The sequence below is a fragment of the Actinoplanes regularis genome, assembly GCF_900188005.1.
Taxonomy (GTDB): Bacteria; Actinomycetota; Actinomycetes; order Mycobacteriales; family Micromonosporaceae; genus Actinoplanes; species Actinoplanes regularis.
Genome location: NZ_FZNR01000004.1, coordinates 468,358 through 494,090 on the forward strand (window position 1 = coordinate 468,358; position 25,733 = coordinate 494,090).

Sequence of the window (25,733 nt, forward strand, 5' to 3'; positions counted from 1 at the left end):
TCCTAGCAGGTTCCGACTCGATGTGGAGCGCACAAATTCCGACGCGTTCGCTCATGAGCAAGCAGAGTCAACCCCGGGTTGAAGGATGCGTCAAGGCCGCACGCGTTAACGGGTGCGTAACGAGCGCGGGATGGACTGCGATCAAATGGTCACTTCAGGTGACTGTGCGTATCCGAACATGAACGCACACGTGACGGGTCAGCGGCCGCGGACGACGGTCAGATCGGTGAGGCCCGAAACGGTCAGCAGCGGGGTCAGCAGCGAGCCGGCCACGACCTCGATCCGGTCGGCATGCTGGAAGAGCGCGGCCAGCCCGGCGCTGTCCAGATATTCAACCGCGGTCAGGTCGACCACCAGCGGCCGGCTCTCCGGCCGGACGGCGGCGGCCAGCGCGGCGGCGAACGTCTCGGCGTTGCTCATGTCGATCTCCCCGGCCGCGGTGAGCACCGGAGCACCGTCGGAGTCACGGGACGTGGTCAGCATGAGCGCGGTGGTCATGTCGCGATCCTCGTCTGCATGTCGATGGTGGTCCCGGCGGCCCCGGTGGTGATGCGGACCTCGCTCATGAAGGCCCGCATCAGCATGATGCCGCGACCCCGGTGCGGGCTGTCACCCGGAGAGGGGATCCGCCAGCGGCCACTGTCGGTGACGATCAGGCGCAGCGCGTCCGCGGTCGCGGCCGCGCGCAGCCGGATCAACCCGCCGACGTGATCGCGGTTGCCGTGCTCGATGGCGTTGGCACAGGCCTCGCCGGCGGCGATGAGAACGTTCTGCGAGATGGCCGGGTCCACCCCGCAGCGCTCCAGCCAGCCGCGCAGGGCGGCGCGGATCGCCGAGAGCCGGGACGACTCGGCGGGGAACTCCAGCTCCAGCGGGCCGGGCTGGCGGTAGAGAAGCAGGGCCACGTCATCGTCGAAGCCGTCCTCCGGCGCTAGGCGGGTCATCACCTCGGTGGCCAGGTCCTCGACCGGGGTGCGGCGGCCCAGCCGGACGGCGGTGGTGGCCTCGTCGATGCCGTCGGTCAGCGGCCGGCGACGGCGCTCGACGAGGCCGTCGGTGTAGAGCAGCAGGGTGGTGCGCGGCGGCATGTCGAAGGTCGCCTCGGGTCGCGCCTCGTGCGGCCGGATCGCGATCGGCCGGGACCGGCCCTGATCGAGCAGCTCGGTGCTGCCGTCGGCGTGGGCGATGATCGGCGGCGGATGGCCCGCCGCCGAGTAGCGCAGGTGGCCGCTGGCCGGGTCGAGCACCCCGCAGAAGACCGTGGCGCAGCTCGCGCCGGGCAGCAACGCCGCGAACCGGTCGAGGGCGGAGAGCGCCCGGGCCGGGCTCGGATCCTGCAGCAGCAGGGCGCGGAAAGCGGAGCGGAGCTGGCCCATCACGGTGGCGGCCGGCAGGCCGTGACCGACGCAGTCGCCGACCACCAGGCCGATCTGACCGTCGGGCAGCGGGACGGTGTCGAACCAGTCGCCGCCGACCTTCAGCGGCCGGGTCGCCGGCTCGTAGCGGACGGCGAAACCGGCCGGCAGCTGGTCCGGGCCGAGGATGGCGCGCTGCAGGGCGAGGGCGGTCTCGCGCTGCTGGTCGATCTGGTGCACCCGGCGCAGGCTCTGGCCGAGATGCCCGGCGAGCAGGGCGAGCAGGGTCTGGTCCTGCTCGGTGAACGGGCGCTGATTGCCGAAGCCGACCCAGAGGACCATGGTGCCCCGCGGGTGCTCCAGGGCGATCCCGGCGCCGGTGGTGTGCTCGGTGACCGGGGTCAGCATGGGGCGGTCCCGGATCGAGAGCAGTTGCTGCCGGGGGGCGTTCTCCCAGGTCATCTCCGGATCGGTGACGGTCAGCGCGGGCGGATCGGCGCCGTCGAAGACCGCCGCCAGAACATACGACGCCTGCCACAATCCGCGCAGCTCGTCGCACGCCCCGGCCAGGGCGTCGGCCAGGTCGTCGGCCTCGGACAGCCGCATGCTCAGCGAGGCCAGGGCGGTCTCCCGCTGGATCGCGTAGTGCTCGTCGGTGACGTCCCGGAACGTCCCGACGATCACCAGGCGGCCGCTCTCCGGGTCCCGCACCTGGTTGAACGCGGCCGCCACCCACAACCGGTGCCCGTCGCGGTGGACGAGCGGGACGGTGTACCGGCCCTGCCGGTGCTGCATCAGCACGTCGAAGGCCACGATGACCTCGGCGTACGCCTCCGGATCGATCTCCGGGTCCGGCCACCACGGGTGGTCCGCCGCGTACGGGAGCCCTTCCGGGCCGTAGCCGGTGATCTCGGTGAACGCGGCGTTGATCTCGATCACCGCGCCGTCGTCGGCGCAGATGAAGAACGCCTCCTGCAGCGAGTCCACCAGCGCGGTACGCCAGCGGGCGTGATGGTTGCGCAGCCGGGCGAGCTCCACGTTCGCGCGTACCCGGGCCAGCAGCTCGGCCGCGGAGAACGGCTTGAACAGGTAGTCGTCGGCGCCCGCGTCGAGCCCCTCGATCGAGGCCTCCGCGCCGGCCCGGGCGGAGAGCAGCAGCACCGGGACGCCGGCCGTGCGACTGTCCCCGCGCAGCGCGGCGACCAGCTCGAGGCCGGTCATCCGGGGCATCATCACGTCGCTGACCACCAGGTCCGGGGCCTCGGTGCGGACCGCGTCGAGCGCCTGACGCCCGTCGCCGACCGCGACGACCCGGTGGCCGGCCGAGCACAGCAGCCGGGTGAGGTACTCCCGCATGTCCGCGTTGTCGTCGGCCACCACGATGTCCGCCACGTCCCCACCCGGCCGGCCGGCCGGTCGCGGACCGGGAGGCGGGCTGCCGGGCGACCACCGGTCGGCCTCCTGCAGGAACGGTCTCGCGGCGGCCAGGACGGGGGCCACCTCGCCCGGGGTGACGATCGCGTCGGGCGGCAGGTGCGCGGTGCCGAACGGCAGCCTGACGGTGAAGGTGGTGCCCTCGCCCGGGGTGCTCTCCGCGCTGACCGTGCCGTGGTGCAGGCCGACCAGCTCCTTGACCATGGCCAGCCCGATGCCGCTGCCCTCGTTGGAGCGGGCGCGGACGTTCTCGATGCGATGGAAGCGCTCGAACAGCCGTGGCATCGCCTCCGGCGCGATGCCGATGCCGCTGTCGGCGACGGTGATCACCGCCTCGCCCCGCCCCGCCCGCACGGTGACCCGGATCGAGCCGTCGAAGGTGAACTTGAGCGCGTTGCTGAGCAGGTTGAGGACGACCTTCTCCCACATGCCGCGGTCGACCAGCACCGGTTCGGGCAGCGGTGGGCAGTCGACCTCGAACGCCAGGCCGGCCCGCTCGACCGCGGAGCGGAAGACGCCGGCCAGCTCGGCGGTGGTGGCGGCCAGATCGACCTGCTCGTACCGGGCCTGCATCCGGCCCGCCTCCAGGCGCGCGAAGTCCAGCAGGGCGTTGACCAGCTTGCCGAGCCGCAGCCCGTTGCGGTGGATCACCTCCAGCTCGTCGAGGATCGCCGGATCGGCACTGTCCAGCCGGGTGCGCAGCTCGTCCAGCGGGCCCATGATCAGGGTCAGCGGGGTGCGGAATTCATGACTGATGTTGGAGAAGAACGTGGTCTTGGCCCGGTCCAGCTCGGCGAGTTCCTCGGCGCGCCGCTGCTGGGCCCGGTAGCTGCGGACGCCGGCGATCCCGGCGGCCAGGTGACCGGCGATCAGCTCGATGAAGCCGCGGTACGTCTCGTCCGCCGGGCGGTAGCGGTTCAAGGCGGCGACCAGGAAGCCGTACGGCGCGTCGCCCTGCCGCAACAGCGGCACCACCAGCGCCTCCCTGGGCGGTTTCGGCCAGTCGCCGGTGGGCAGGCCGGGACCTTCCAGCGGCACCAGCCGCGATTCGGCCACGGTGAGCCAGGGGTGGTCGTCGCCGAGGATCGCGGGCGCCACCGGATGACCCGGGGGCAGGCCGGTCGACGAACGCCGCCGGGCCCGCCCGTTCTCGTCGAAGATGTACGTCACGGTGAAGGGCAGGTCCCGCCGATTGCCCTCGAGCTGCAGCGCCGCGAAGGCGAGGGCCTCGTCCTCGGTGCGCACCACGCTGGGATCGGAGCCGAGGTCACGCAGGGTGGCCATCCGGCGCTCGGCGATCACCCGGTCGGTCTCCTCGCTGACCACGCAGAGCATGCCGACCAGGGCGCCGTCGTCGTCGCGCAGCGGGCTGTAGGAGAAGGTGTGGTAGCTCTCCTCGGGATAGCCGGAGCGCTCCAGGAACAGCAGCAGGTCCTCGTCCCAGGTGGCGTGGCCGGTGTCGAGCACGTTCTGGACGCGCGGACCGATGTCCGCCCAGATCTCCGCCCACACCTCACTGGCGGAGCGGCCCAGCGCCCACGGGTACTTACGGCCCAGGGTGTCCCGGCGGTAGGCGGCGTTGCAGAAGAACGTCAGCCCCGGGCCCCACGCCATCCACATCGGGAACCGTGACGACAGCAGGATGCTGACCGCGGTCCGCAGGCTCTGCGGCCAGCCCTCGGGCGGTCCGACCGGGGTCCGCTTCCAATCGACCGCGGCAAGGTCGCGGCCGACCTCGGCGTCCGCTGCGAAGACGTCGCTCACCGTTCAGACTTCCCCTCACCGGAACAGGGTCACCCTCAAGATATCCACCACCGGCTCCGCCCGCCGGGCGGAAGTGCTCGGATCCCCGCGTTGACGGCCGGATGACGGGCTCCTCCCTACCGTGTGCCGGATGAGGGTGCTGGTGGTCGACGATCATGCGCGGCTCGCCCAGTCGGTAGCCCGGGTGCTGCGGCGCGAGGGCATGGCGGTCGACATCGCGTACGACGGAACGGTCGCGCTGGAGCGTACCGCGGAGGTGGACTACGACGTCGTGGTCCTGGACCGGGACCTGCCGGGGGTGCACGGGGACCGGGTGTGCCACGAGTTGACGCGGGAACCGCTGCGGACCCGGGTGCTGATGCTGACGGCGGCCGGTGCCCTCGCCGACCGGGTGCGCGGCCTGACCATCGGCGCCGACGACTACCTGCCGAAGCCGTTCGCCTATCCCGAGCTGGTGGCCCGGATCCGGGCGCTCGGCCGGCGCACCCAGACCGCCCTGCCGCCGGTGCTCACCCACGGTGATCTCACGTTCGATCCGGCCCAGCGGGTCGCCAGCCGCGGCGGGACGCGGATCGGGCTCAACCCGAAGGAGCTGGCGGTCCTGGAGTACCTGCTCGGCGCGCGGGGCCGGGTGGTCTCCGCGGAGGAACTGCTGGAGCGGGTGTGGGACGCGGCCACCGACCCGTTCACCACGACGGTGAAGGCGACCATGAACCGGTTGCGGTCGAAGCTCGGCGAGCCGGCCCTGATCGAGACCGTGCCGCGGGCCGGGTACCGGCTATGACCGTCCGGCTGCGGCTGACCGTCCTGTACGGCCTGCTCTTCCTGGTCTCCGGCGCCGGCCTGCTGGCCATCACCTACCTGCTGGTCGCGCACGGCGGGACGAGCGTCGTGATGTCGACGCAGAGCAGGTCCCGGCTGGGGGAGACGGTGACCACCTATGTGGGGGTGGGCGAGCCGGCCGGCCTCACCGAGGCGCTCCGGGGGCTGGCCGCCGAGCAGCAGGCGGCGATCATGCATCGGCTGCTCGTGCAGTCCGGGGTGGCGCTGGCCGTGATGGTGGCCGTCTCGGTGGTGCTCGGCTGGGTGGTGGCCGGGCGGGTGCTGCGGCCGCTGCACGCCATGAACGGCCGGTTGGAGGCGGCGCTCGACTCGCATCGGCGGTTCGTCGCCAACGCGGCGCACGAGTTGCGTACCCCGTTGACGCTGGAACACGCGCTGCTGGAGGAGGCCGTCCTCGACCCGGAGGCGACGGTGGAGACGTACCGGGCGCAGTTCGCGGAGCTGATGGTCGCCAGTGAGCAGCAGGCCCGCCTCCTCGAGTCGCTGCTGGTCCTGGCGACCAGCGAGCGCGGCCTGGATCGCCGGGAGAGCGTCGATCTGGCGGGGCTGGCCGAGAAGGTGCTGGTGCGGGTCCGGGGCGAGCGGCCGGGTGTCGTGGTCGAGGCCGAGCTCGGGTCCGCGTGGACGACCGGGGACCCGGCTCTCGTCGAGCGGCTGGTGGCCAATCTGGTCGACAACGCGACGGCCTACAACGTTCCGGACGGATGGGTGCGGGTGGTGACCGGAACCGAGGGGGCGTTCTCCTGGTTGTCGGTGAGCAACTCCGGGCCGAGCGTCCCGCCGGAGATGGTGGAACAGCTGCTCAACCCGTTCCAGCGGCTCGACCGGACGGCCGGGGACGGGCATCACGGCCTCGGCCTGTCCATCGTGCGGGCGATCGCCGCGGCGCATGCGGCGGAGCTGGTCGTGCGGGCCAGGCCGGAGGGCGGGCTGGTGGTCGGAGTTCGTTTTTCTGTGCCCGTGGTGTGACCGGCCGGGGCGTAGAACATGACGCATGTCGACCAATACCAGGATTATTGCTGTGATCACGCTGTTTTTCGTTATCGGAACAGCGGGCTGCTCCAAGGATGAGGAACCGGCGGTGGCGAGCGCCGGCCCCGGGGCGGTGCAGGCGAGCGCCGGCGACGGCGAGCGTTCGGCCCTGCGGTACTCGCAGTGCATGCGGGACCAGGGCCTCACCTGGTTCCCCGACCCGGATGCCGAGGGCAATCTGACCGTGCACAACCCCGACGGCGTCGACCAGGGCAAGCTCGACAAGGCGGAGCAGGCGTGCCGGAAGTACGCCCCGTGGGAGGGGCCGAAGCACCCGATCCCCGCCGCGGACCTCGACAAGGTCCGGCAGGTGTCGCAGTGCATGCGTGAGCACGGATTCGAGAAGTACCCCGACCCCGACGCCTACGGCAGCGTCCGGCTCGAGGCGGGGAAGCTCGGCGCGGACCCCGACTCGGTGGCCTTCCGGACAGCGCGACAGGAGTGCGACAAGTACATGCCCCGTCCGAAGAGTTCGCCGGGCTCCTGAGGGCGGTGGGCACGGGACGTGGCCCGCGAGGGCTGGTGGCGGGACCCGGTCGGTCGTACCGCGAATGGGTCTTCGGCTTTCCGCCTTTCGGGCTGCATCTCGCCCTGATCGTGCCTCTTTGCGGCCGGGCCGGTATCTTCCGGCCCGGATCTCGCTCCTACCGGTGTCTGAACCTGTACGAGCGAGGAGCCTTTCGCATGACCGAGCTGTTCGACGCCCGGCTGGTGTCCGGGACCGACCCCAACGCCGGCGGCGCCGACGACGCCCTCAAGGGCACCCAGCAGGACATCTACTTCTTCACGTCGATCGAGGACTTCCCACCCGGCGTCGGTGACCTCGGCCTGACGCACGACGACGCGCAGGGCTTCTACGACTACGTGAAGCAGTTCAACACGCCCAACGGCTGGTACAAGGACGGCAGCGTGGGGCAGTGGATCTACGAGGAGACGTACGACAACTACCTGGACGACTACGGCTTCGACGCCGCCAAGGTGGTCTACCACTCCGGGCACGGCGGGATGGCCAGCAACGGCGTCTTCTCCATCCCGGTCGGCAACGACTGGGGCGGCGACCACTGGACCAGCTCGAACGACATGCGCCTGGGCAACGAGTACGCCCGGTACGTGTTCTGGTCCACCTGCGAGTCGGTGCGGGTCAAGAACGGGCACACCCCGAACCGCACCTGGGGGACCGCCAACCTCGGCCTGCGCATGATCTTCGGGTACGAGACGGTCAGCGTCGACAACGGCAACTACGGCCGGTGGTTCTTCGAGGAGTGGAACAAGAACAAGTCGTTCAGCACCGCGTTCCTGGACGCCTCCTGGCGGATCAGCCACAACCAGGAACCGGCCGTGACCGCGTGCGGCGCGACCCAGGCCGAGGCCAGCGACCGGGTGTTCAACGAGCGCTTCTTCGACGGGGGCCGGGCCAGCACCGCCTGGTGGTGGTGGCGCTGGTACAACATGGCCACGTTCCGGGCCCGCAGCCTGGAGATCCCGACCGCGGTGCGCTCCGCGAAGTTCGGCCCGGCCAGCCCCCGCGACCTGGCGGGCGCCTGGACCGACCGGTTCGGCGGCGAATCCCAGCTTGTGATCGGCGCGAACGGCGGCCGTGAGGTCACCCTGGCCGCACCCGCCGACACGAACTCGCAGCTCACCGACGACGAAGCGGTCGCGGTCGCCCGCCGGGCGATCGAGCAGTATCGTCTCTCCGAGCACGCCGACCTGGCCCTCGACCACATCCGCTACGACCGGCACGCCGGCGCCAGCGCCGACGAGCGGGTCGAGGAGCGGATCCGGGAACGGACGGTCAGCTTCGTCCAGCTGATCGACGGCGTTCCGGTGGTGACCCCCGACGGCGGCCGCCTGATGGTCCGGGTCGACAACGAGAGCAACGTGACCGGGATCGCCGACTCCACCCGGCCGGTAGCGGACCTGCGCGACGCCGCCGCCGTGCCGCCGCGCCCGGTGCCGCGCGCCCGGGTCTCCGCGGAGTCCGGAATCGACGGCCTGTTCGGCGAGGCGCTGCAGCGGCGCCTGCGCCGGGCCGCCTCCGGGGGCCGGGTACCGAGCGCGGTCCGCGAGGTGCCGGAGTCGACCGAGGTCGGATACGCGGTGCGCGGGGACGACGCGGTGCTGGTGGCGCGGCGGGAGGTCGAGGTCGACTTCGGTTCCGGGCTGGCGAAGCGCTACGTCCTCGAGGAGCCCATCTCCTGACCTCGCCGGCGTCCGCTCAACGCGGGCGAACCGCTGCCACAACTTGCCAGGATCTCGTTGACGGTGGCGGGTGGTCGAGGGTTGGCGCGGGGTCGCGGCTGGTCGCCGTGGTCATATCGACGCCGCTGTTACGACGCTGTGGCCCAGCCGAGGTGGCTCGGCTGGGCCTGGCGGCTGTATCCCGGGTCGGGACACGACCATCGGTGCCAGCCGTGCCGTGAGTTTCCGCAATCCCGTCGTACACCCCCCGGCAAGCAAGCGCGCCCACTCGCGAACCGCAAGCGGCGGCCGGGCGGTGACGAGAAGCGGGCGGTGGCCGGCGAGCATCAGCGCTGGCCGAAGTCGCGCTTTCGGCGTTCGGGGAGCCAGTCGATCGATTCGGCTGCTGAAGGGTCGGTGAACACGAGGACGGACTCGTCGTGGCGGACGAAGCTCAGGCCGCCGTCCCACTGCTCGTACACTTCGCCCGCCATCAGCAGCAACGACCGCCCCTGGATGCGGATGAGCACCTCGGCCAGGACGTCGTCGTCGAGGAACGCCGAGACGGCATCGACTTCGCCGAGAGGCAACTCCGGCAGGCTCCGCAAACGGAAGATGCCACCCGGGTCCGTCGACGTGCCGGGAGCCCCCGGGTTCGGCAGCAGGCCCCATGAACGGTCGCCCTGGTCGGTGTCGACGGTGAAGAACGTCCCGTCGTCGAGCCTGGCTGTCAGGGGCGCCAACTGGAGAAACGGCACGGTGGCGTCCTCGAATCGGGGACTACCGCCGACGTCCTCGCGCAGCGCCATCTCGACGCCCGTCCACGACTCGATCCGCCGGCCGCGCAACTGGTCGAACTTTCGGATCTGGTCCGTCAGCCAGTCACCGCGATGCATGATCGGTATCTTTCCATTTTTGCCTGATGCGGTCCGTCCGGCACCTCAGTTCGGGACGCTATCCGGGTCGAGGTAGCCGACGGCAGAAGGGTGACGGATCGGCCGGCCGGTCTGCGTACCGTAATCTCCGGCGGTATGAGCGACCTCGCCCTGACCCCCGTCGGCCGGGTCGAATCCGTGCTGACCGATCGCGTGACCGCGCCCCGGCAGGGCGACGAGGACGCGCCGCCGGCCTGGCTGGTCTTCGACGACCGTTACGCCGACGCGCTGAGCGACGTCCGGCCCGGCGCAGACCTGCTGCTGTTCACCTGGCTGGACCGGGCCGACCGTACCGTCCAGCGGGTCCGTCCGCGCGGCGACGCGGCCCGCCCGGAGACCGGGGTTTTCAGCACCCGCTCCCCGGATCGTCCGAATCCGATCGGCCTGCACCGCGTGACCGTCCGGGCGGTGGACGGGCTCCGCGTCGAGGTGGCGAACCTGGAGGCTCTGGACGGCACCCCGATCCTCGATCTGAAGCCGGTGCTGGGCCCGCACGCCGAGCGGTGAGCGCGGGAATACCGGCCCGGGGCGGGGACTTGCCGACAGACATGACGACCGTATTCGATCCGCGGGCGCTGCTCGCGGAGAGCCGCCTCGGGATCCTCGCCACGCTGCGTAAGGACGGGCGCCCGCAGCTCTCGCCGATCACGCCGTTCTACGACCGGGACACCGAGACGATCCTGGTGTCGATGGTCGAGGGCCGCGCCAAGACCACCAACCTGCGCCGCGACCCGCGCGCCGCCATCGAGGTGACCAGCGCCGACGGCCGGGCCTGGGCCACCGCGGACGGCGACGCCACCCTGATCGGCCCGGGTGACGACCCGCACGGCCCGGAGGTGGAGGCCCTGGTCGACTACTACCGCCGGGCGGCGGGGGAGCACCCGGACTGGGACGAGTACCGCTCGGTCATGGTCGCCGACCGGAGGGTGCTGCTCACCCTCAAGGTCACCCACGTCTACGGCCAGCGGCTGAGTGCGGGCTGACCGCGCTTGACCCGGACCCTGGGGTACAGGTTTAGGGTCGCCGCATGCGGGTGGGTGAATTGGCGCGCCGGACCGGAACCACGGTCCGGGCGTTGCGGTACTACGAGTCGGTCGGCCTGGTCGTGCCGCGACGGCTGAGCAACGGCTACCGCGAGTACGACCCGATCGCGGAACGGCAGGTCGCGCAGATCCGCGAGCTGATGGGCCTCGGCCTGGCCGTCGAGGAGACCCGCCCGTTCGTCGAGTCGATCGCCGACGGCTCCGGTGACGTGTGCGCCGCGGCCCTCGCGACGTTCCGCGGCACCGTCACCGGCCTGCAGCAGCGGATCGGCGAGCTGACCGCCCAGCGGGACGCCCTCGACGCCCGCATCGACGAGGCCGCCCGCCAGGTGGTCACCCGCGCTCCGGCTCCCGGCGCCGAGCCGGCCTCCCTGGTCGGCTCGACCCTGCCGGCGTTGCGGTTCTTCGCCAGCGACGGGCGGCCGGTGGCGCTGGACGCCCTGGGCCCCGGCCGGACCGTCATCTTCGTCTACCCGCTGACCGGGCGCCCGGGCGTCGACCTGCCCCGCGGCCTGCTCGAGGTGCACGGCGCGCGGGGCAGCACCGACCAGGCGATCTGGCTGCGGGACCACCACGCGGAGCTGCTCGCGGCCGGGGCGTCCCGGGTGTACGGCCTGTCCGCCCAGTCGACCGGCTACCAGCGCGAACTCGCCCACCGGCTGCGGTTGCCGTACCCGCTGATCCCCGACCCGAAGCTGACCCTGGCCGCCGCGGCCGGCCTGCCCACCCGTACCTCCGCGGATCTGGCCCTTTATGACCGTCTCACCCTGATCGTCGCCGACGACGTGGTCGAGCACGTCTTCCACCCGATCCAGGACCCGGCCTCGCACGCCCTCGACGTCATGTCCTGGCTCACCAAACGATCGCGGCGCTTCCGGAGAGACGCCGGTCTCAGAGTGTGGGGAACACCAGGCTGAAGAACAACGTCAGCGCTATCGCCCAGATCAGCGAGCCCACGAGCGCGGTCACCCACGGCTGACGGCTCTTGACCAGCAGGAACGGCGCGTGGATCAGGAGCGCGAACACCTGCCCGAGCGAGCCGCTCTCCTTGATGACGTTCAGCAGCTGCTCGGAGACGGTGTCCAGGTGGCTCTCCTGAAGGCGCGCCTCCATGCGCTGCGCCACCAGACCGTAGTACCCGAACACTGTCGGGAAGACCCAGTACGGCGAGATGCGCACCAGCTCGGTCTCGGACAGGCTGTCGAACAGCACCGTGTAGATCACCAGGGCGGACCCGAGGCCCAGCGCGATCAGGATCACATAGAACGCTCGCTGTCCCTTGTGGATCGGCGCCGCCGCCGGGGACTCCGGGGCGGACGGCGTGGGTTCGTGCGGGTGTCCGCAGTGCGGGCAGGCGGTCGCCGCGGTCGAGATCTTCCATTGGCATGCCTGGCAGGCGATGAGCGCCGGCTTGGCGGGAGGCGGCGGTGCCGTGCTCTCGTCGGCGGCCGGCTCGGTCTCGCGCCGCCTTCGATCGGCGACCAGCACGACGATGCCGCCGATCAGCCCGGCCGCGGCGGCCGCCAACAGCGTGTTGCGGTTGAACTGGGCGTCTTGCAGGCGCCACAGCGTGCTTTCGGCGTAGTCGGCGAACCGCTCGCGTTCCTGCGCGTCGGTCGCGGTGCGGGCCTGCGACAGCTGCCCTGCGCGTACGCCTGCTTCGTGATGGGCGTCCATCCAGGCGGAGATGCCGAGCAGGAACAGCGGAACGCACAGTACGAACAGCACGATTCCGGAAGCACGGCGCGACATTCATCTCCCCTATGGATTCTCGGCGGAACATTGCACGGTATAGGTGCGCGGCAACGGACGGTGACGCGCCCGGCTCACCAAGCGATTCGATCCGAAAGATCGACCTCAGGAGCGCATGTGAGCACCTTCCCGAGACGCCGCGGTGGCGAGACCGTTCCTGGTTACGGCATTAACGTGGTTTGCCGTGGAGGTCTCGCCGGAGTCCGAGGCGGTCCGTAGCGACGTCCGTCAAGGCCGCCCGTACCTGGTACTCGCGGTCTGCTGCGCCAGCGTGGTCGTTGTGGTGATGGACATCGCCGCCGTCAACGTCGCGTTGCCCTCGATTCGCCGGGATCTGCACGCCTCGGTGTCCGGTCTGCAGTGGACCGTCGATGCGTACGTCCTGGTGCTGGCCGGTTTTCTGGTGTTGGCGGGATCCGCCGCCGACCGATGGGGCCGGAGACGGGTGTTCCAGTTCGGCCTGGCCACGTTCGGGTTCGGGTCGCTGCTGTGCAGCCTGGCCCCGACCATCGGCTGGTTGATCGCGGCGCGGGTACTGCAGGCGGTCGGCGGTACCATGCTCAACCCGGTGGCGGCGGCGATCGTCGCGACCAGCTTCCCCGGCCCGGCCGAGCGGGCCCGGGCCATCGGGGTGTTCAGCTCGATGACCGGCCTGTCGCAGGCGTTGGGCCCGATCATCGGTGGTGCCTTGGTCGCCAGTCTCGGCTGGCACTCCATCTTCTGGATCAACGCGCCGATCGTAGCCGTCGCGATGGTGTGCGCCGCCCGGTTCGTCCCGGAATCCCGTGCCGTGCGGGCACGCCGGTTCGACCCGGTCGGCCAGATCCTGGTGGTCCTGGTCCTGGCCGGGGTCGTCTACGCGATCATCGAGTCCCGGAGGCTCGGGTGGACGTCCCCGGTCCTTCTCGGCCTGCTCGGCGCCGCAACGCTCGCCTTCCTGGGCATCGTCGCCTACGAACCGCGCCGTGCCGACCCGCTGTTGGAACTGCGCCTGTTCCGCAGTACGCCATTCAGCGCGGCCATCCTGATCTCTCTGTTCGGCATGTGTGGTTTCGGAGCCTTCCTGTTCGTCACCACGCAGTACCTGCAGACAGTGCGCGGCATGTCCCCGCTGACGGCCGGCCTGAGCCTGCTCCCGGTCGGGATATCGGTCGCGATCGTCGCTCCACTCGCGGGTCGGCTGGTCGCCGCCCGTGGCGCCCGGCTGCCACTGGTGATCTCCGGGGCCACACTGGCCACGGGCAGCGGCACGTCAATCTTGCTGGGACCGGACACCCCGCTGCCGGCCGTACTCGCGACCTATTCGCTGTTCGGGATCTTCCTCGGAACCGTCCTCGCACCGATCACCACCATCGCTCTGGCTGGGATGCCCCGCTCGATGGCCGCGCTGGCCACCTCGCTGCCCTCGGCCGCCCGCCAGAGCGGTACCGCCCTGGGCGTCGCGATCTCCGGAACGATGGTGGCCTCGGCCCTGCCCGTGGCGGAACAGCGTTCACCGACGCCGCGCACACCGTGTCGTGGCTGACTCTCGCGCTCGCCATCGCCATCCTCATCCTGGCACTGACCAGCACCGGGCGCCGGGCCGCCCGCAGCGCCGACCGGGCAGCGGCACTTTTCGACGAGCTGGACAGGCCGCATGTCCGCTTCCGGTTATCCGGGCAGGGGGCCACCGGTCACGGATTGGATGTCCGCGGACCGAACAACGGCCGATACGGTTGCATCGTGATGGTCATCGCGCATCTCAGTGATGTCCACATCGATGGTGCGGAGCGCAGCGCCGAACGAACGCAACGGGTCATGCGTTATCTGGCGGCTCTGCGGACGCCGGTCGATGTGGTTCTCGTGACCGGTGACATCGCCGATCACGGCGCGGAAGCAGAGTATGAGCAAGCTCGTGACCTGCTCGATCTACCCGGGCCGGTCCTGTTGTGTCCCGGTAACCACGACGCCCGTGAGGCGTTCCGCAAGGTGCTCCTCGGTGAGGCGCCGACGGATGAGCCGGTCAACCGCGCGTACCGCGTGGGCGGGGCGCTGTTCGCGATGTGCGATTCCAGCATTCCCGGACGTCACGACGGCGTGCTGACGGACGAGACGCTCGACTGGCTCGAAGGCGAGCTCAGCGCGGCGGCCGACATGCCGGCCTTTGTCTGCTTCCACCATCCTCCGGCCGCCCTCGGCGTGCCGTACGTCGACAGCATCAGGCAGTTCTCGACGCAGCGGCTCGCTGCACTGGTCGAGAGTCACGACAACGTGGTCGCCGTCCTGTGCGGGCATGCCCACACACCGGCCGCCAGCACTTTCGGCGGCAAGCCCCTGCTGGTCGCACCTGGGGTGGTGTCGACCCTGGTCCTGCCCTTCGAGAGCGACGCGGTGGTCGACGAGGAACTGCCGCCGATGCTGGCCCTGCACATCCTGGACGAACGCCGCCGGCTGACGACCCACTACCGGGTGGTCCGGTAGCGGCAACCGGGCTGTCACGGCGCACGACCGTCCGAAGCGGATCCTCGTCAGGTTGCGAGATCCGCGCCCTCAGCGACGAGTTCGACCTCGAACCCGGCGGCGTCCTCGAGGTAGGCGGCGTACGTGTCCGGCCCGCCGGCGTGTGGGTGCCGGTCAGCGAACATCAGGGTCCAGCCGTGCTGAACAGCGTCGGCTACCAGCGTGTCCAGTTCATCGCGGGTGCCGGCCCACAGGGCCAGATGGTTGAGTCCGCTACGCAGCCGATGGTGGCGGCCCCGTACGTGGTCCGTCCCGGATTCCAGCACGATGTAGGCGTCGCCGTTGATCCAGCCGCGGCCGGTCTCCCACGTGCTGTCGACGGTGTAGCCGAGCCGTTGCAGGAGCCACGGCCAGGGCCCCTCGTCGCAGATTGCGTCGTCCATCCAGAGTTCCAGATGGTGTAAGCGTCCGCGTCGGTTCATTCCGCAATCTTGGGCGCGAGAACGGAGAAGATCGAGCCCGACATGCTGACGCCTGTCCGCGAACGTCGGCCTCAGCGCCGGTGGTCAGTTGCCTCGGGCCAGGGATGACCTGCAGCACTGGCGGAGACTGGCTCAGGTGTCGTAGGAACCGTCCCAGGGTGGATCGAAGCCCAGGTCGTCCGGGACGAGTTCCGCGTGATCCTCGTCGTGGTCCTCGTGCGCGATCGGAACGCGTTCGGGAATCGCCATGGCCGGGATGCTAGGGCAGGGGTACGACAGAAAAGGGCCTGCGGCAAACCCTGCCGCATGTCGGCAGCGGTTCATGACCACGTCACTTCGTGCTCGTTCCCACGCAGCCTGTGGCACGCACGCTGACCGCTGGCAGATCGGCTGCCACCGCGCCGCTGAGGGGAGAACGACCGTGGGGAGCCCTCGTCGCATGACAACCGCGCTGCTGGCGGCCGTGACCGTGGCGGGAACGCTGGCCGCGCCGGTCGCCGCGACCGCTGCCCAGCCCGGGCCCCGGTTCGATCTGCAGGCGCACCGCGGCGGCCTCGGGCTGCGGGTGGAGAACACGCTCGCGTCGTTCGGCAACGCGCTGCGGCTCGGGGTCAGCACGCTCGAACTCGACGTGCAGATCACCGAGGACGGTCAGGCGGTGGTCACCCACGACCGGCGGGTCACCGGCACCAAGTGCACCGACACCGTGCCCGTCACGCCCGGCGACCCCGAATTCCCGTACGTCGGCAAGTATGTGAACACGCTGACGCTGGCGCAGGTCCGCACGCTCGACTGCGGCTCGAAGGCCCTCGCGGACAAGCCGGGACAGCTGGCCGTGCCGGGCGCCCGGATGCCGTTGCTGCGTGAGGTGTTCGACCTGGTCAAGCGCTACCACGCCGACGACGTGAAGCTCAACGTGGAGACCAAGGTCGAGGCCGGCGCACCCACCGAGACCGCGCCGCGTGAGCAGTTCGTCCAGGTCACGGCCGCCGAGATCCGGAGGGCCGGCATGACGGCGCAGGTCACCGTGCAGAGCTTCGACTGGGGCGCCCTGATGCGGATGCGGCAGGTGCAGCCGCGCCTGCCGCTGGTCGCGCTGACCAACTACGACTCTCTGCAGGTGGGCCTGCCGGGAGCCTCGCCGTGGCTGGGTGGTATCGACATCGACGACTTCGGTGGCGACCCGATCAAGGCGATCCGCAGCTTCGGCGCCACCACCTTCTCACCGGTGCACGGCTTTCCGCAGAACGGCACGGTCAGCGACCCCGCCTATCGGCCGTACGTCACCCGGGATCTGGTCCGCCACGCCCACCGGTACGGCATCAAGGTCGTCCCGTGGACCGTCGACGACGTACCGACGATGAACAAGCTCATCGACGACGGTGTCGACGGCCTGATCACCGATTACCCGGACCGGCTTCGCACCGTCCTCGCCGGGCGGGGATTCGCGCTGCCGAAACCGCACGCGTCGCCGTTCGACATCCAGGCGCACCGTGGCGGCCGGGCGACCCGCCCCGAGAACACATTGCCCGCGTTCGCCGAGGCGCTGAAGAACCCGGACATCTCGACGCTGGAACTGGACACCGGTGTCACCGCCGACGGGCACCTGGTGGTCCTGCACGACCGGACGGTCAACGGCTCGCACTGCGTCGACACCGCCCCGGCGCGGGTGGGCGATCCCGCTTTCCCGTACGTCGGCAAGCTCGTGCACGACCTGACGCTGGAGCAGATCAGGACGATCGACTGCGGGTCGAGGACGCTGCCGGAGTTTCCCCGGCAGGTGGCGGTTCCCGGCGCCCGGATCCCCACGCTCGACGAGGTGTTCGCACTGGTCGGGAGCAGCGGCCGGACCGACGTACGGATGAACATCGAAACCAAGATCAGCCCGCTGGTGAACGACACCGCGCCGTACCGGGACTTCACCCGCAAGCTGGTACGGGCGATCGAGCGCGCCGGCTTCACCCGCCGGGCCACCATCCAGTCGTTCGACTGGCGCACCATCCGGTACGCCCGCACCCTGGACCACCGGATCGAGACCGTAGCGCTGGTGTGGCAGTACGGCCCCGCCGAATGCGCGAGCCTGGCCGACGAGTGCTCGCTGGAAGCCGTCTACGGTGACCCGAGCGTCAAGAGCCCGTGGACCGGGGGGCTCGACTGGTGGCGCTATCGCGACCTGGGCGCGCTGGCCCGCGCCGCCGGTGCGACGACCGTTTCCGCGAACTGGCAGGTCCACGACCCCGACCAGCAGACCGTGACCTCGTCCGACTGGTACCTGCGCCGGGACCCGGCCTACTATCACGGCCCGGCGGTGCCGGCGCTGCGGCAGAGGTACGGGCTCGCGGTCGTGCCGTACACCGTGAACGACGCCGCAGTCCTGCAGCATGTGATCGACCTCGGCGTCGACGGCATCATCACCGACGACCCGGACCTGCTGATCAGGGTCGCCATCCGCAACGGCCTCCGCTGAACGGCGGCGATCCGTCACTCCGGTGGCGCTGCGGTGATCCGCTTCTCGAACCAGTGGTGGGCGTACGGCTCGTCGTTGAACGCGGTGACCTCCTGGAAGCCGTACGAGCCGTACAGCCCGATCGCGGCGCTGAGCGCCTTGTTGGTGTCCAGGCGCAGTGTGTCGAAGCCGCGCCGGGCGGCCCGCGCTTCCAGCTCGGCCAGGAACCGGCGGCCGAGGCCGAGGCCCCGGGTCTGGGGCGCGACCCACATGCGCTTGACCTCGGCGGGGGCGTCGACCGGCAGCTTCAGACCGGCGCAGCCGACAGGCTCGCCGCGTAGCCGGGCGACGAGGAACAGCCCGTGCGGCGGCCGGAGCTCGCCCGCGTCGGGCAGCAGGCTCCGGGCGGGGTCGAAGCCGGTCTCGAAGCGCTCCTGCAGCTCGGTGAAGTAGGACCGCAGACAGTGCTGGGCGTCGGGGTGGTCCGGGTCGACATCGTCCAGCGTGACCGTCGCGGCGATCCGCAAACGATCGGCCTGAGCCCCATCCATTCTCCGACCTTAGCCAGAGAACCCGCGCAGCCCGTCCTGAACGTGGTGGATCCGGTCGCGCCGGGCGCGGTGACCGACGGCCGGCTACGCGAGGAGCTTCGCTTTCGCGGCGGTGAATTCCTCGTCCGTCAGGAGGCCGGCGGTCTTCATCTCGCCGAGCTTCACCAGCTGTGCCATCAGGTCGCCCGAGGCCGGAGCAGGTTCCAGCGCGGGCGCGGCGGGCGCGGCGGGCGCGGCGGTCACCGTCGGGACGACGATGTTGGTCGAGACCGCGCCGGCGCGGCGCAGTTCGATGTCGCGCTCATAACTGCGCTGAGCCCAGAACTGACGCACGGCGTTCGCCTGCCGGAGGATCAGGTCGCGTACCGCCGAGGGGTTCTCGATCGAGCGGAGGATGAGCAGGGCCTGCCCGAACCGGCCGGCGTACCGGGGATCGAGGCGGAGGGTCAGGTCTCCGACCCCGCGCACCCGCTGGGAAATGTGCTGGGTGAGATCGGCGTCCATGACCATCCAGAGCGGAATCGACTCCTCGCGTGTGGAGATGAGGCCGGAGGCGAAGCGGATCGCGTCCTCGGTCACCGTGTACGAGCCGGTTTGCAGGCGCCCGCCCGTGGCAAGCGACGTGAGATCTTGAGAAGCCCCGGTCCACAGGATGGTGGTGCTCGTGGGGTTCATTTCGGTCATGCCGGTCATGAGGTTCCTCTGTGCCAGAACGTGAGCGGGCAGGCGCGTTGCCAACGGGTAAGGCACGATATCCGGCTTGAAACGATCGGGGAACGGCAGTGTCTTGATCGGTCACGGTGTCTCCGGTCGAGGAACGGTCCGGATCAGCGCAGGGTGGCGAGCCGGTGGGTGCCGGCGCCGGCGGCCAGGAACATGGTGGCGAGCAGGAGCCAGCCGGTAGTGCCATGGGCGATGGCGGTCCCGGTGACGACCGCCGGGGCGAGCATGGTGCCGGCGGCGAAACCGGTCTGGCTGATCCCCTGGTAGGCGCCCGCGTTCCGGGCGTCGGCCAGTTCGAAGGCGAGCGACCAGGCCCCGGCTTCGGAGAGGACTTCGGCGGCGCTCGCCGCGAGCAGCGCGAGGACCAGCACACCGACGGCGGCCAGGGCCGTCAGGGGACCCGCGGCGGCATAGAGAAGGCAGGCCGAAGCCAACAGGATCGAAGACCTTGCCACGGTACGGCCGGCCGCGCGCACGTCCGTGACCAGGCGGGCCGCGGGGACCTGGAAGACCGCGACCAGGACTGTGTTCAGTACCAGCAGCAGCGCCACCGTCGTGGCCGGAGCCCGGGTGTGCAGCGTGACCCACAGCGGCATCCCGACCGTGAGCACGCCGAACTGGATGGTCAGGACCCCGTAGAGAGCGGCGATTCCGACGTACCGCAGATCCCGCATCGGGGAACGGGACGGCCGTGCCGGATCGCTGGGCCTTGTGCCGGGTTCGGCGGGGGCGGGCAGCCCGCGCAGCGGGATGGTCGAGGCCAGGACCAATGCCGATGCCGTGAGCATCGCGGTCACGTAGGCCGCGGGGGTGCCGACGGCCAGGGCGCCCGTCGCGGCCGCTGAGCCCAGGCCGACGGCGACGTTGGTGACCACCCGGAGGCGGGCCCGGACGGCGAGGCGGTCCGGGCCGGTGAAGTGCAGCGCGAGCAGTGTCGCCTGGGCGGTGCGCTGCGCACCCTGCGCGCCGACCGCGGCGCAGGCGATCAGGGTGAAGGCTGGTGCGGAGGACGCCGAACAGTACGCCGCGAGCGCCGCACCCTGGAGGATCGTGGACACCACCAGCACGCGCCGGGCGCCGACCCTGTCGGCGAGGTGACCAGCCCCGAACGCGGCCGCCATGCCGCCCGCGCCCGCGATGGTCAGCCCGGCGCCGACGGTGCCCGGGGACAGGCCGATGACCAGGGTGAAGAAGAGTGCGCTGACGCCGAACAGGACGCCTTTGGCCAGGGAAGCGGCGGCGATGGACAGGGTCAGGGCCCGCTCGACCGGGCCGTTCCCGGTCAGCCGTGCGGCAGTGAGAGTCACCCGCCAGTTCTGTCAGGTGGCGGGAGGTCGCCACGATTGATGTAGCGTTCTGCTTCATGGTCGTGCGCTATCAGTTGGCCGGGCGGGACCTGGGCGGGGTGCGTTTCGCGATCTCGCCGCTCAACGAGCTGGTGCTCTCGCTGCACGCGTGGCGGGATCCGGGGCGCTATCCGCTGCACCTGCCGTGGATCCGGGAGCTGGGGCGACTGCGCGACCGGCTCGCCGCGGACCTGCTGTTCGAGCTGGTCAACGACGATCTGTGGACGCCCGACTTCCTCACGCCGCGGCCCTGGTCACCGCTGACTCCGCTGGAGGACGAGCTGGCGGTCGTACGCCGTACCGCGAAAGGGGTCGTCGATCGTGATCTGCGGCTGCTGCACGGACCCGGACGACTGCCGGCGCCGCTGCGTGGTGCCGCGGTCCTCGACCGCGTCCTGGACGCGCTGACCGGATATTGGGAGCTGTGCTTCGCCCCGCACTGGTCGCGGATGCGGGCACTGCTGGAGGGCGACGTCACCTATCGCGGCCGGGAGATCGCTCAGAACGGCCTGGCCAGCATGTTCGCCGGGCTGGCCGGCCGGGTCCGGCTCACCGGCGACACGGTCGAGGTCTTCGTACGCTCCCATGTGCACTACACCCGCCCGGCGGACGGCGCCCTGACCCTGGTCCCGTCGATGTGGACCAGCAGCGCCTCGGCCCCGATCCGGCCGAGCGAACCGCCGATGATCATCTATCTGGCGCGGGGCCTCGGGACACTGTGGGAACGGCAACCGCTGCGCGCGCCCGGGGCGCTGGCGGGGCTGATCGGCGCGCACCGGGCGGGGTTGCTGATCCAGCTCGCGACCCCGGGGTCCTCGACCGAACTGGCCGCTCGGCTCGGGGTCACGCCCACCGCGGTCAACCAGCATCTGCGGGCCTTGCGGGCGGCGGGTCTGCTGGTCAGCGCCCGGTCCGGCCGGTCGGTTCTCTACCGCCGCACCGACCTCGCCGACCGCCTCGTCGAGGACGCCGGATAGCGCCGACCGGTGGCCCGCTGCCGTCGATTCAGGTTGTCGCGACGAACTCGCGGATCTGGGCGGCGCAGAGTTCCGGCTGGTCCTCGGGCATCAGCGTGTAGCTGTCCGGCACCTCGACCAGGCGCCCCTGGGGAAGCGCCTCGGCAAGCCGGGCACCGTTCTCCGGCCGCATCATCGTGGACTCCGGAGCCCACAGCACCAGGGCCGGCCGATCGAAGCCGGACAGCCGGGAGGCGGCTTCGACATATTCACCGGCCCTGGTCGTACGCAGATATCGGAGCAGGTCTCGCCGGATCGGCCCGGAGGTGAGGGACGGTCGCAGCCAGGCGTCCATAACGTCGTCCGGCACCGGTCGCTTCGACATCAGGCCGAAATTGATCGGGGAGCGGCGCAGCCCGCGGATCCGCAGCGTCTGCAACGCCAGGAACGTCGCGCCGGGAATCCTGGAGGACCGGTAGAGGGTGCGGCCGGGCAGCCCCGGCGGGAAGTTCTCGAACGACTCCTGCGGCAGCAGCACCAGCCGGGCCAGCCGGGTGCCGAGGCCGTGGGCGGCCACCAGCTGCGCGCCGCCCCAGTCGCAGCCGACCAGGGTGACCTCCCGCAGGTCGAGCGCGTCGAGGAAATCGGCGACCAACCGGGCCAGGCCGGGTGAGCTGAGGTCGGCGTCCGCGTTCATCGGCAGGCGGTGCGCGCCGAGCGGCACCTCCAGGACGATGCAGCGGTGGTCGGCGCCGAGGTCGGCGACAATGTGCCGCCACAGGGTCGCCCCGACGAAGATGCCGGTGAGGAAGACCAGGACCGGGCCGTCGCCGCCGCTGTCCTCGTATTCGACGGCGCCGGCGGTGAGGACGACGCTGCGCATGGGCGAACCCCCGTTCGGCACTTGACGCAGCCATGTCTACACGGCACGGGCAACCGTCGTCACAGTCGGAGGGCGAGGCTCCCGCCTGACCTTCCGGTCCGGCGGTTCAGAAGAGGGCGGTCTGGCCCGGGGTGGGGTCGCGGCGCCCGGACATCGAACCGTGCAGGACCCGTGGCTTCAGGGTGTTCGCCCAAGCCGGGAGTGGCTCCGGTGGCGCCTCGAGCAGCGCCTCGACCGGGGCGTCGCCGCCGGTCAGGGCCCACAGGGACGGGCCGAGATTGATGCCGTGCTCGCGCAGGGCGCGGCGGATCACCAGGTAGTCCAGTGGAAGGCGGGCGGTTTCGGGGGCCGGGACCGGAAGGTCACGGCGCATGCGCATCAGCCGGCGGTTGCGCTCGACGATCTCGCGGGACACCGGTTCGCGGAAACTCGTGGCGGCGAGGTCACCGACCGCCTCCCGAACGGCGGAGTGGTCCGCCTGCCAGGCCGCGTCGACCGAGCCGAACGCGGCCAGCAGCCGGGCCGCGGTGCGCGCCCCGAAGCGGCGGACCCCGGGCAGGTTGTCCGAGGGGTCGCCGCGCAGGGCGGCGAAGTCCATGTACTGCCAGGGGTGTACGCCGTACAGCGCGGGCAGCGCCTCCTGGTCGACCAGGACCGACCGGTCGAAGCCGCCGTTGCGGATGCGCAGCACCGACGTCGCGTCGTCGATCAGGGCGAACGCGTCCCGGTCGCTGGTCATCAGCACCGAGCGCCAGCCGCTCGCCCGGGCCGCGGCGGCACTGCTGGCCAGGACGTCATCCGCCTCGTACGACCGGGGCACCACCGTGCCCACCCCGGCCGCGCGCAGCAGCTCCGGTGCGATCGTCAGCTGCCGGGTGAGCTCGGCCGGCTTCTCCGGGCGGTGCGCCTTGTACCCGGGATGGTCGGCGCGCCGGGCCGACTCGTGCGGGCAGTCGAAGCCGACCAGCACCGCGTCGGGCCGCAGCTGTGCCGCGGCACGCGCCAGGAAACCGATCAGCCCGCGCAGCGCGGGGGAGGGCTCCGGTGAGCCGTCGCTGGCGTGGTACGCCCGGTGCAGTAGACTGTTGCCGTCCAGGACCAGCAGCAACCCACCTGTCTGCGACACCCGACGAGTCTAGCGGCTCAGATCGTGCTTACGGTGAGTGAGCTTCTCTACGGCCCGTGCCGGGACCAGCCGTCGCAGCGCGAAGACGAGCGGGGCGTTGCTGCCCACGGCGTACCGCTGCTTGGGCCGGTCCGCCTCGATCGCCTTGATGATGGTCGCCGCCACCCGGTCCGCTGTGATCCCGGCCTTCTCGTTGCGGTCGAGCGCGGCCAGCATCCGGTCGAAGTCGGCCCGGTGCGGCGAGTCGTCGGCGATGTACCTGGTGCGCCGCTCGCTGATCCCGGTGTTGATCGACCCGGGCTCGACGGTGGTCAGCCAGACGCCGAACGGCGAGTACTCGTGCCGCGCACCGTTCGCGAAGCCCTTGATCGCGGCCTTCGAGGCGACGTACGACGACCGGTACGCGAGCGGGAACGACGCCAGCATCGAACCGACCATGACGACCCGGCCGTAGCCGCGCTCGCGCATCCCGGGCAGCGCCAGCTGCGCGAGCCGCACCGGCCCCAGCACGTTGACCTCGAACAGCCGTCGCAGCGCGTCGACCGGTAGCTCCTCGAACGGCCCGGATTGGCTCTCCCCGGCGTTGTTGACCAGGATGTCGACGTCTTTGAGCATCGCGCCGATCGAGGCGATCGAATCGTCCGAGGTGAGATCGAGCGCGACGTATTCGACGCCCTCCACCGGTTCCGTTACGGATGCCGGGTTCCGGCTGGTGCCGAGGACGCGGTAGCCACGCGCGACCAGCGCGGTGGCGGTGGCGAGGCCGATGCCCGACGAGGCGCCGGTGACCAGAGCGGTGCGTTTCACCGCAGCACCCTAACCGTTGCCGAAAGGTTGCCGAAATGGGCGCGCGCCGAGATCGCTGATGGCACTACAGTCGCCTCGATCGACTTGGGCTTACGGGGGAACCACCACATATGAACGTCCGCAGATCGGCCACCGTGCTGGTGGCCGCCGGTTCGATGCTGCTCGCCACCGGGTGCGAGTCCACCAGTTCCGAGGCCGGTCCGACGCAGCGGGCCTCGGCCTCGGTCTCGCCGTCACCGGCCGACAACGGTGTCGCCGCGCTCTCCGCGACGCAGATCCTGGAGCGGGCGCAGACGGCGCTCGTCGACGCGAAGTCGTTCCACCTGTCCGGAAACGTTCACGACGACGACGCGGACTACTGGATCGACCTCAAGCAGTCCGGTGCGAACATGCTCGGCTCGGCCGAGTTCGGCGGCATGAAGCTGGAGGTCCTTCTGGTCGACGGCCAGGGATACGTCCGGATGGACGAGGACATGCTCGCCGGGGGCCTCGGCGCGGAAGCGGCGAAGAAGCTCGCCCCCAGGCTGAGCACCTCGTGGATCAAGCCGGACAAGGCGTCGTTCAAGGAGATGGCGTCCGCCTTCGACGTCGGGAAGATCCTCAAGCCGGCCGGCAAGCTCACCAAGGGTGAGGTCAAGCTGAGCAACCAGCGCTCGGTGATCACCCTGGTCGACGCCGGCGGCGACTACGACGAACTGCACATCGCCACCACCGGCGAGCCACTCCCGCTGAAGATCGTGGGCGGCGGACGGGCGCTCTTCGCCGAGTTCGGCGCGGACTTCCCGGAGATCAAGGCGCCGGCCGCGAAACAGATCATCGAAATGCCGGGCAAGACCAGGAAATCCTGACTTCAGTACGGGGACGGAAACACACGTGAAGATCAATAAATCCGCTGCCGCCGCTGTGGCCGTGGCGGGTCTGCTGCTCGCCGGATGCCAGCCCGCCAAGAAGGATCGGGTGGACGCCGCGCCGTCCGCCTCGGTGTCGGCCGCGCCGATCGGCAACGGGATCCCGGCCCTCGGGGCGGCGGAGATCCTGAACCGGGCGTCCACCCAGGTCAAGGCCGCGAAGACGTACCGCGTCTCCGGCAATGTGACCTCGGAGGGCGCCACCATCGAGTTCGACATGACGGTCGCCGGCAAGGACAAGACCGGAACCATGACCATGGGCGGCGCCAAGATCGAACTGCTCGTGGTCGATGGCGTCGAGTACGGCCGGATGGACAAGAAGTTCTGGACCTCGATGCTCGGGCCGGAACTGGGCAAGAAGATGGCCGCGCAGATGAAGGGCCGCTGGATCAAGTCGCCGAAGGGCAAGGCGAATCCCGCGACCGAGTGGTTCGACGCGGTCGACATCGACAAGATGCTGGACGAAGAGGCCGCCAGCTCGAGCCTGACCAAGGGCGCGCTGACCGAGTTCAACGGCACCCCGGTGATCATCCTGACCGATGAGGACTCGGGGGCGTCGCTCTACGTGGCCACCACCGGCCAGCCGTACCTGCTGAAGGTCGGCGACATCGGCGGCAGCCGGATGGTCTTCTCCGACTTCGACAAGGAGTTCCCGGAGATCAAGGCGCCCGCGCCGAGCCAGGTCATGGAAGCCCCGACGAACAACAAGAAGGCCTGACGGCCCGGG

24 protein-coding genes are annotated in these 25,733 nt (G+C 70.6%); 13 read left to right on the plus strand and 11 right to left on the minus strand.

The window, feature by feature from the left end; all coding sequences use genetic code 11:
• Positions 1-198 precede the first annotated feature (198 nt).
• The gene (locus CHC09_RS14560; protein ID WP_089293592.1) at positions 199-498 is read right to left on the minus strand and encodes an STAS domain-containing protein; all 300 of its coding nucleotides are present in this window, start codon (positions 496-498) and stop codon (positions 199-201) included.
• A complete protein-coding gene (locus CHC09_RS14565; protein ID WP_089293593.1) occupies positions 495-4,553 on the minus strand; it encodes a SpoIIE family protein phosphatase in 4,059 nt (1,352 codons plus the stop codon). The genes CHC09_RS14560 and CHC09_RS14565 overlap by 4 nt, the downstream gene beginning before the upstream one ends.
• A gap of 130 nt (positions 4,554-4,683) precedes the next feature.
• Here CHC09_RS14565 and CHC09_RS14570 point away from each other — a divergent pair, with 130 nt between their 5' ends.
• The 4 genes from CHC09_RS14570 to CHC09_RS14585 all read left to right on the plus strand — a co-directional run bounded on the left by CHC09_RS14570 (position 4,684) and on the right by CHC09_RS14585 (position 8,630).
• Entirely contained in the window at positions 4,684-5,337 is a 654-nt protein-coding gene (locus CHC09_RS14570) for a response regulator transcription factor (protein WP_089293594.1), read from the plus strand.
• The gene (locus CHC09_RS48400; RefSeq protein ID WP_089293595.1) at positions 5,334-6,365 is read left to right on the plus strand and encodes a sensor histidine kinase; all 1,032 of its coding nucleotides are present in this window, start codon (positions 5,334-5,336) and stop codon (positions 6,363-6,365) included. The genes CHC09_RS14570 and CHC09_RS48400 overlap by 4 nt, the downstream gene beginning before the upstream one ends.
• A gap of 52 nt (positions 6,366-6,417) precedes the next feature.
• On the plus strand, positions 6,418-6,915 hold the full coding sequence (locus CHC09_RS14580) for a hypothetical protein (RefSeq protein ID WP_089293596.1): 498 nt from the start codon (positions 6,418-6,420) through the stop codon (positions 6,913-6,915).
• Positions 6,916-7,112: 197 nt separating this feature from the next.
• A complete protein-coding gene (locus CHC09_RS14585; RefSeq protein WP_089293597.1) occupies positions 7,113-8,630 on the plus strand; it encodes a DUF6345 domain-containing protein in 1,518 nt (505 codons plus the stop codon).
• 326 nt (positions 8,631-8,956) lie between these two features.
• Here the strand turns inward: CHC09_RS14585 and CHC09_RS14590 are convergent, their stop codons facing one another.
• Positions 8,957-9,505 carry a hypothetical protein gene (locus CHC09_RS14590; protein WP_089293598.1) on the minus strand — a complete coding sequence of 183 codons (549 nt, stop codon included), beginning with the start codon at positions 9,503-9,505 and terminating at the stop codon, positions 8,957-8,959.
• Positions 9,506-9,640: 135 nt separating this feature from the next.
• On the opposite strand from CHC09_RS14590, the gene tsaA reads away from it, so the two are divergent.
• Genes tsaA through CHC09_RS14605 form a run of 3 tightly spaced genes read left to right on the plus strand, consistent with a single transcriptional unit; the run spans position 9,641 to position 11,504 of the window.
• Positions 9,641-10,051, plus strand: coding sequence for a tRNA (N6-threonylcarbamoyladenosine(37)-N6)-methyltransferase TrmO (gene tsaA / locus CHC09_RS14595; RefSeq protein ID WP_089293599.1), 411 nt, complete (start codon positions 9,641-9,643; stop codon positions 10,049-10,051).
• Positions 10,052-10,092: 41 nt separating this feature from the next.
• Positions 10,093-10,527, plus strand: coding sequence for a PPOX class F420-dependent oxidoreductase (locus tag CHC09_RS14600; protein WP_089293600.1), 435 nt, complete (start codon positions 10,093-10,095; stop codon positions 10,525-10,527).
• A gap of 44 nt (positions 10,528-10,571) precedes the next feature.
• Entirely contained in the window at positions 10,572-11,504 is a 933-nt protein-coding gene (locus CHC09_RS14605; RefSeq protein ID WP_089293601.1) for a MerR family transcriptional regulator, read from the plus strand.
• Here the strand turns inward: CHC09_RS14605 and CHC09_RS14610 are convergent.
• Positions 11,479-12,339, minus strand: a complete 861-nt coding sequence (locus CHC09_RS14610; RefSeq protein ID WP_143232327.1) for a hypothetical protein — start codon at positions 12,337-12,339, stop codon at positions 11,479-11,481. The two genes, CHC09_RS14605 and CHC09_RS14610, sit on opposite strands and share 26 nt — an antisense overlap.
• A gap of 184 nt (positions 12,340-12,523) precedes the next feature.
• Here CHC09_RS14610 and CHC09_RS14615 point away from each other — a divergent pair, with 184 nt between their 5' ends.
• Together CHC09_RS14615 and CHC09_RS14620 are read left to right on the plus strand one after the other, a co-directional pair.
• On the plus strand, positions 12,524-13,864 hold the full coding sequence (locus tag CHC09_RS14615) for an MFS transporter (protein WP_203833124.1): 1,341 nt from the start codon (positions 12,524-12,526) through the stop codon (positions 13,862-13,864).
• Entirely contained in the window at positions 13,852-14,799 is a 948-nt protein-coding gene (locus CHC09_RS14620) for a phosphodiesterase (protein WP_239138286.1), read from the plus strand. The genes CHC09_RS14615 and CHC09_RS14620 overlap by 13 nt, the downstream gene beginning before the upstream one ends.
• 47 nt (positions 14,800-14,846) lie before the next feature.
• Here the strand turns inward: CHC09_RS14620 and CHC09_RS14625 are convergent, their stop codons facing one another.
• Positions 14,847-15,221 carry a VOC family protein gene (locus CHC09_RS14625; protein WP_239138285.1) on the minus strand — a complete coding sequence of 125 codons (375 nt, stop codon included), beginning with the start codon at positions 15,219-15,221 and terminating at the stop codon, positions 14,847-14,849.
• 478 nt (positions 15,222-15,699) lie between these two features.
• On the opposite strand from CHC09_RS14625, the gene CHC09_RS45105 reads away from it, so the two are divergent.
• On the plus strand, positions 15,700-17,727 hold the full coding sequence (locus CHC09_RS45105) for a glycerophosphodiester phosphodiesterase family protein (RefSeq protein ID WP_143232328.1): 2,028 nt from the start codon (positions 15,700-15,702) through the stop codon (positions 17,725-17,727).
• Between the two features lie 14 nt (positions 17,728-17,741).
• On the opposite strand, the gene CHC09_RS14635 is transcribed toward CHC09_RS45105, so the two are convergent.
• The 3 genes from CHC09_RS14635 to CHC09_RS14645 form a co-directional block, all read right to left on the minus strand.
• On the minus strand, positions 17,742-18,257 hold the full coding sequence (locus CHC09_RS14635) for a GNAT family N-acetyltransferase (RefSeq protein ID WP_203833123.1): 516 nt from the start codon (positions 18,255-18,257) through the stop codon (positions 17,742-17,744).
• Positions 18,258-18,341: 84 nt separating this feature from the next.
• Entirely contained in the window at positions 18,342-18,950 is a 609-nt protein-coding gene (locus tag CHC09_RS46260; protein ID WP_089293604.1) for a PH domain-containing protein, read from the minus strand.
• Positions 18,951-19,084: 134 nt separating this feature from the next.
• Positions 19,085-20,287 carry an MFS transporter gene (locus CHC09_RS14645; protein WP_239138284.1) on the minus strand — a complete coding sequence of 401 codons (1,203 nt, stop codon included), beginning with the start codon at positions 20,285-20,287 and terminating at the stop codon, positions 19,085-19,087.
• Positions 20,288-20,343: 56 nt separating this feature from the next.
• On the opposite strand from CHC09_RS14645, the gene CHC09_RS14650 reads away from it, so the two are divergent.
• On the plus strand, positions 20,344-21,303 hold the full coding sequence (locus CHC09_RS14650) for an ArsR/SmtB family transcription factor (protein WP_089293605.1): 960 nt from the start codon (positions 20,344-20,346) through the stop codon (positions 21,301-21,303).
• A 28-nt stretch (positions 21,304-21,331) separates the two neighbouring features.
• On the opposite strand, the gene CHC09_RS14655 is transcribed toward CHC09_RS14650, so the two are convergent.
• The 3 genes from CHC09_RS14655 to CHC09_RS14665 all read right to left on the minus strand — a co-directional run bounded on the left by CHC09_RS14655 (position 21,332) and on the right by CHC09_RS14665 (position 24,098).
• Positions 21,332-22,165: an alpha/beta fold hydrolase gene (locus tag CHC09_RS14655; RefSeq protein ID WP_089293606.1), complete on the minus strand. Its 834-nt coding sequence runs from the start codon at positions 22,163-22,165 to the stop codon at positions 21,332-21,334.
• A gap of 106 nt (positions 22,166-22,271) precedes the next feature.
• Positions 22,272-23,291, minus strand: a complete 1,020-nt coding sequence (locus tag CHC09_RS14660) for a 5'-3' exonuclease (RefSeq protein WP_239138283.1) — start codon at positions 23,289-23,291, stop codon at positions 22,272-22,274.
• 9 nt (positions 23,292-23,300) lie between these two features.
• Positions 23,301-24,098: an SDR family oxidoreductase gene (locus CHC09_RS14665; protein WP_089293607.1), complete on the minus strand. Its 798-nt coding sequence runs from the start codon at positions 24,096-24,098 to the stop codon at positions 23,301-23,303.
• A gap of 110 nt (positions 24,099-24,208) precedes the next feature.
• Between CHC09_RS14665 and CHC09_RS14670 the strand changes: the two genes are divergently transcribed.
• Together CHC09_RS14670 and CHC09_RS14675 are read left to right on the plus strand one after the other, a co-directional pair.
• The gene (locus CHC09_RS14670) at positions 24,209-24,946 is read left to right on the plus strand and encodes a hypothetical protein (RefSeq protein ID WP_089293608.1); all 738 of its coding nucleotides are present in this window, start codon (positions 24,209-24,211) and stop codon (positions 24,944-24,946) included.
• Between the two features lie 25 nt (positions 24,947-24,971).
• Entirely contained in the window at positions 24,972-25,724 is a 753-nt protein-coding gene (locus CHC09_RS14675; RefSeq protein WP_089293609.1) for a hypothetical protein, read from the plus strand.
• The last annotated feature ends 9 nt before the right edge of the window (positions 25,725-25,733 follow it).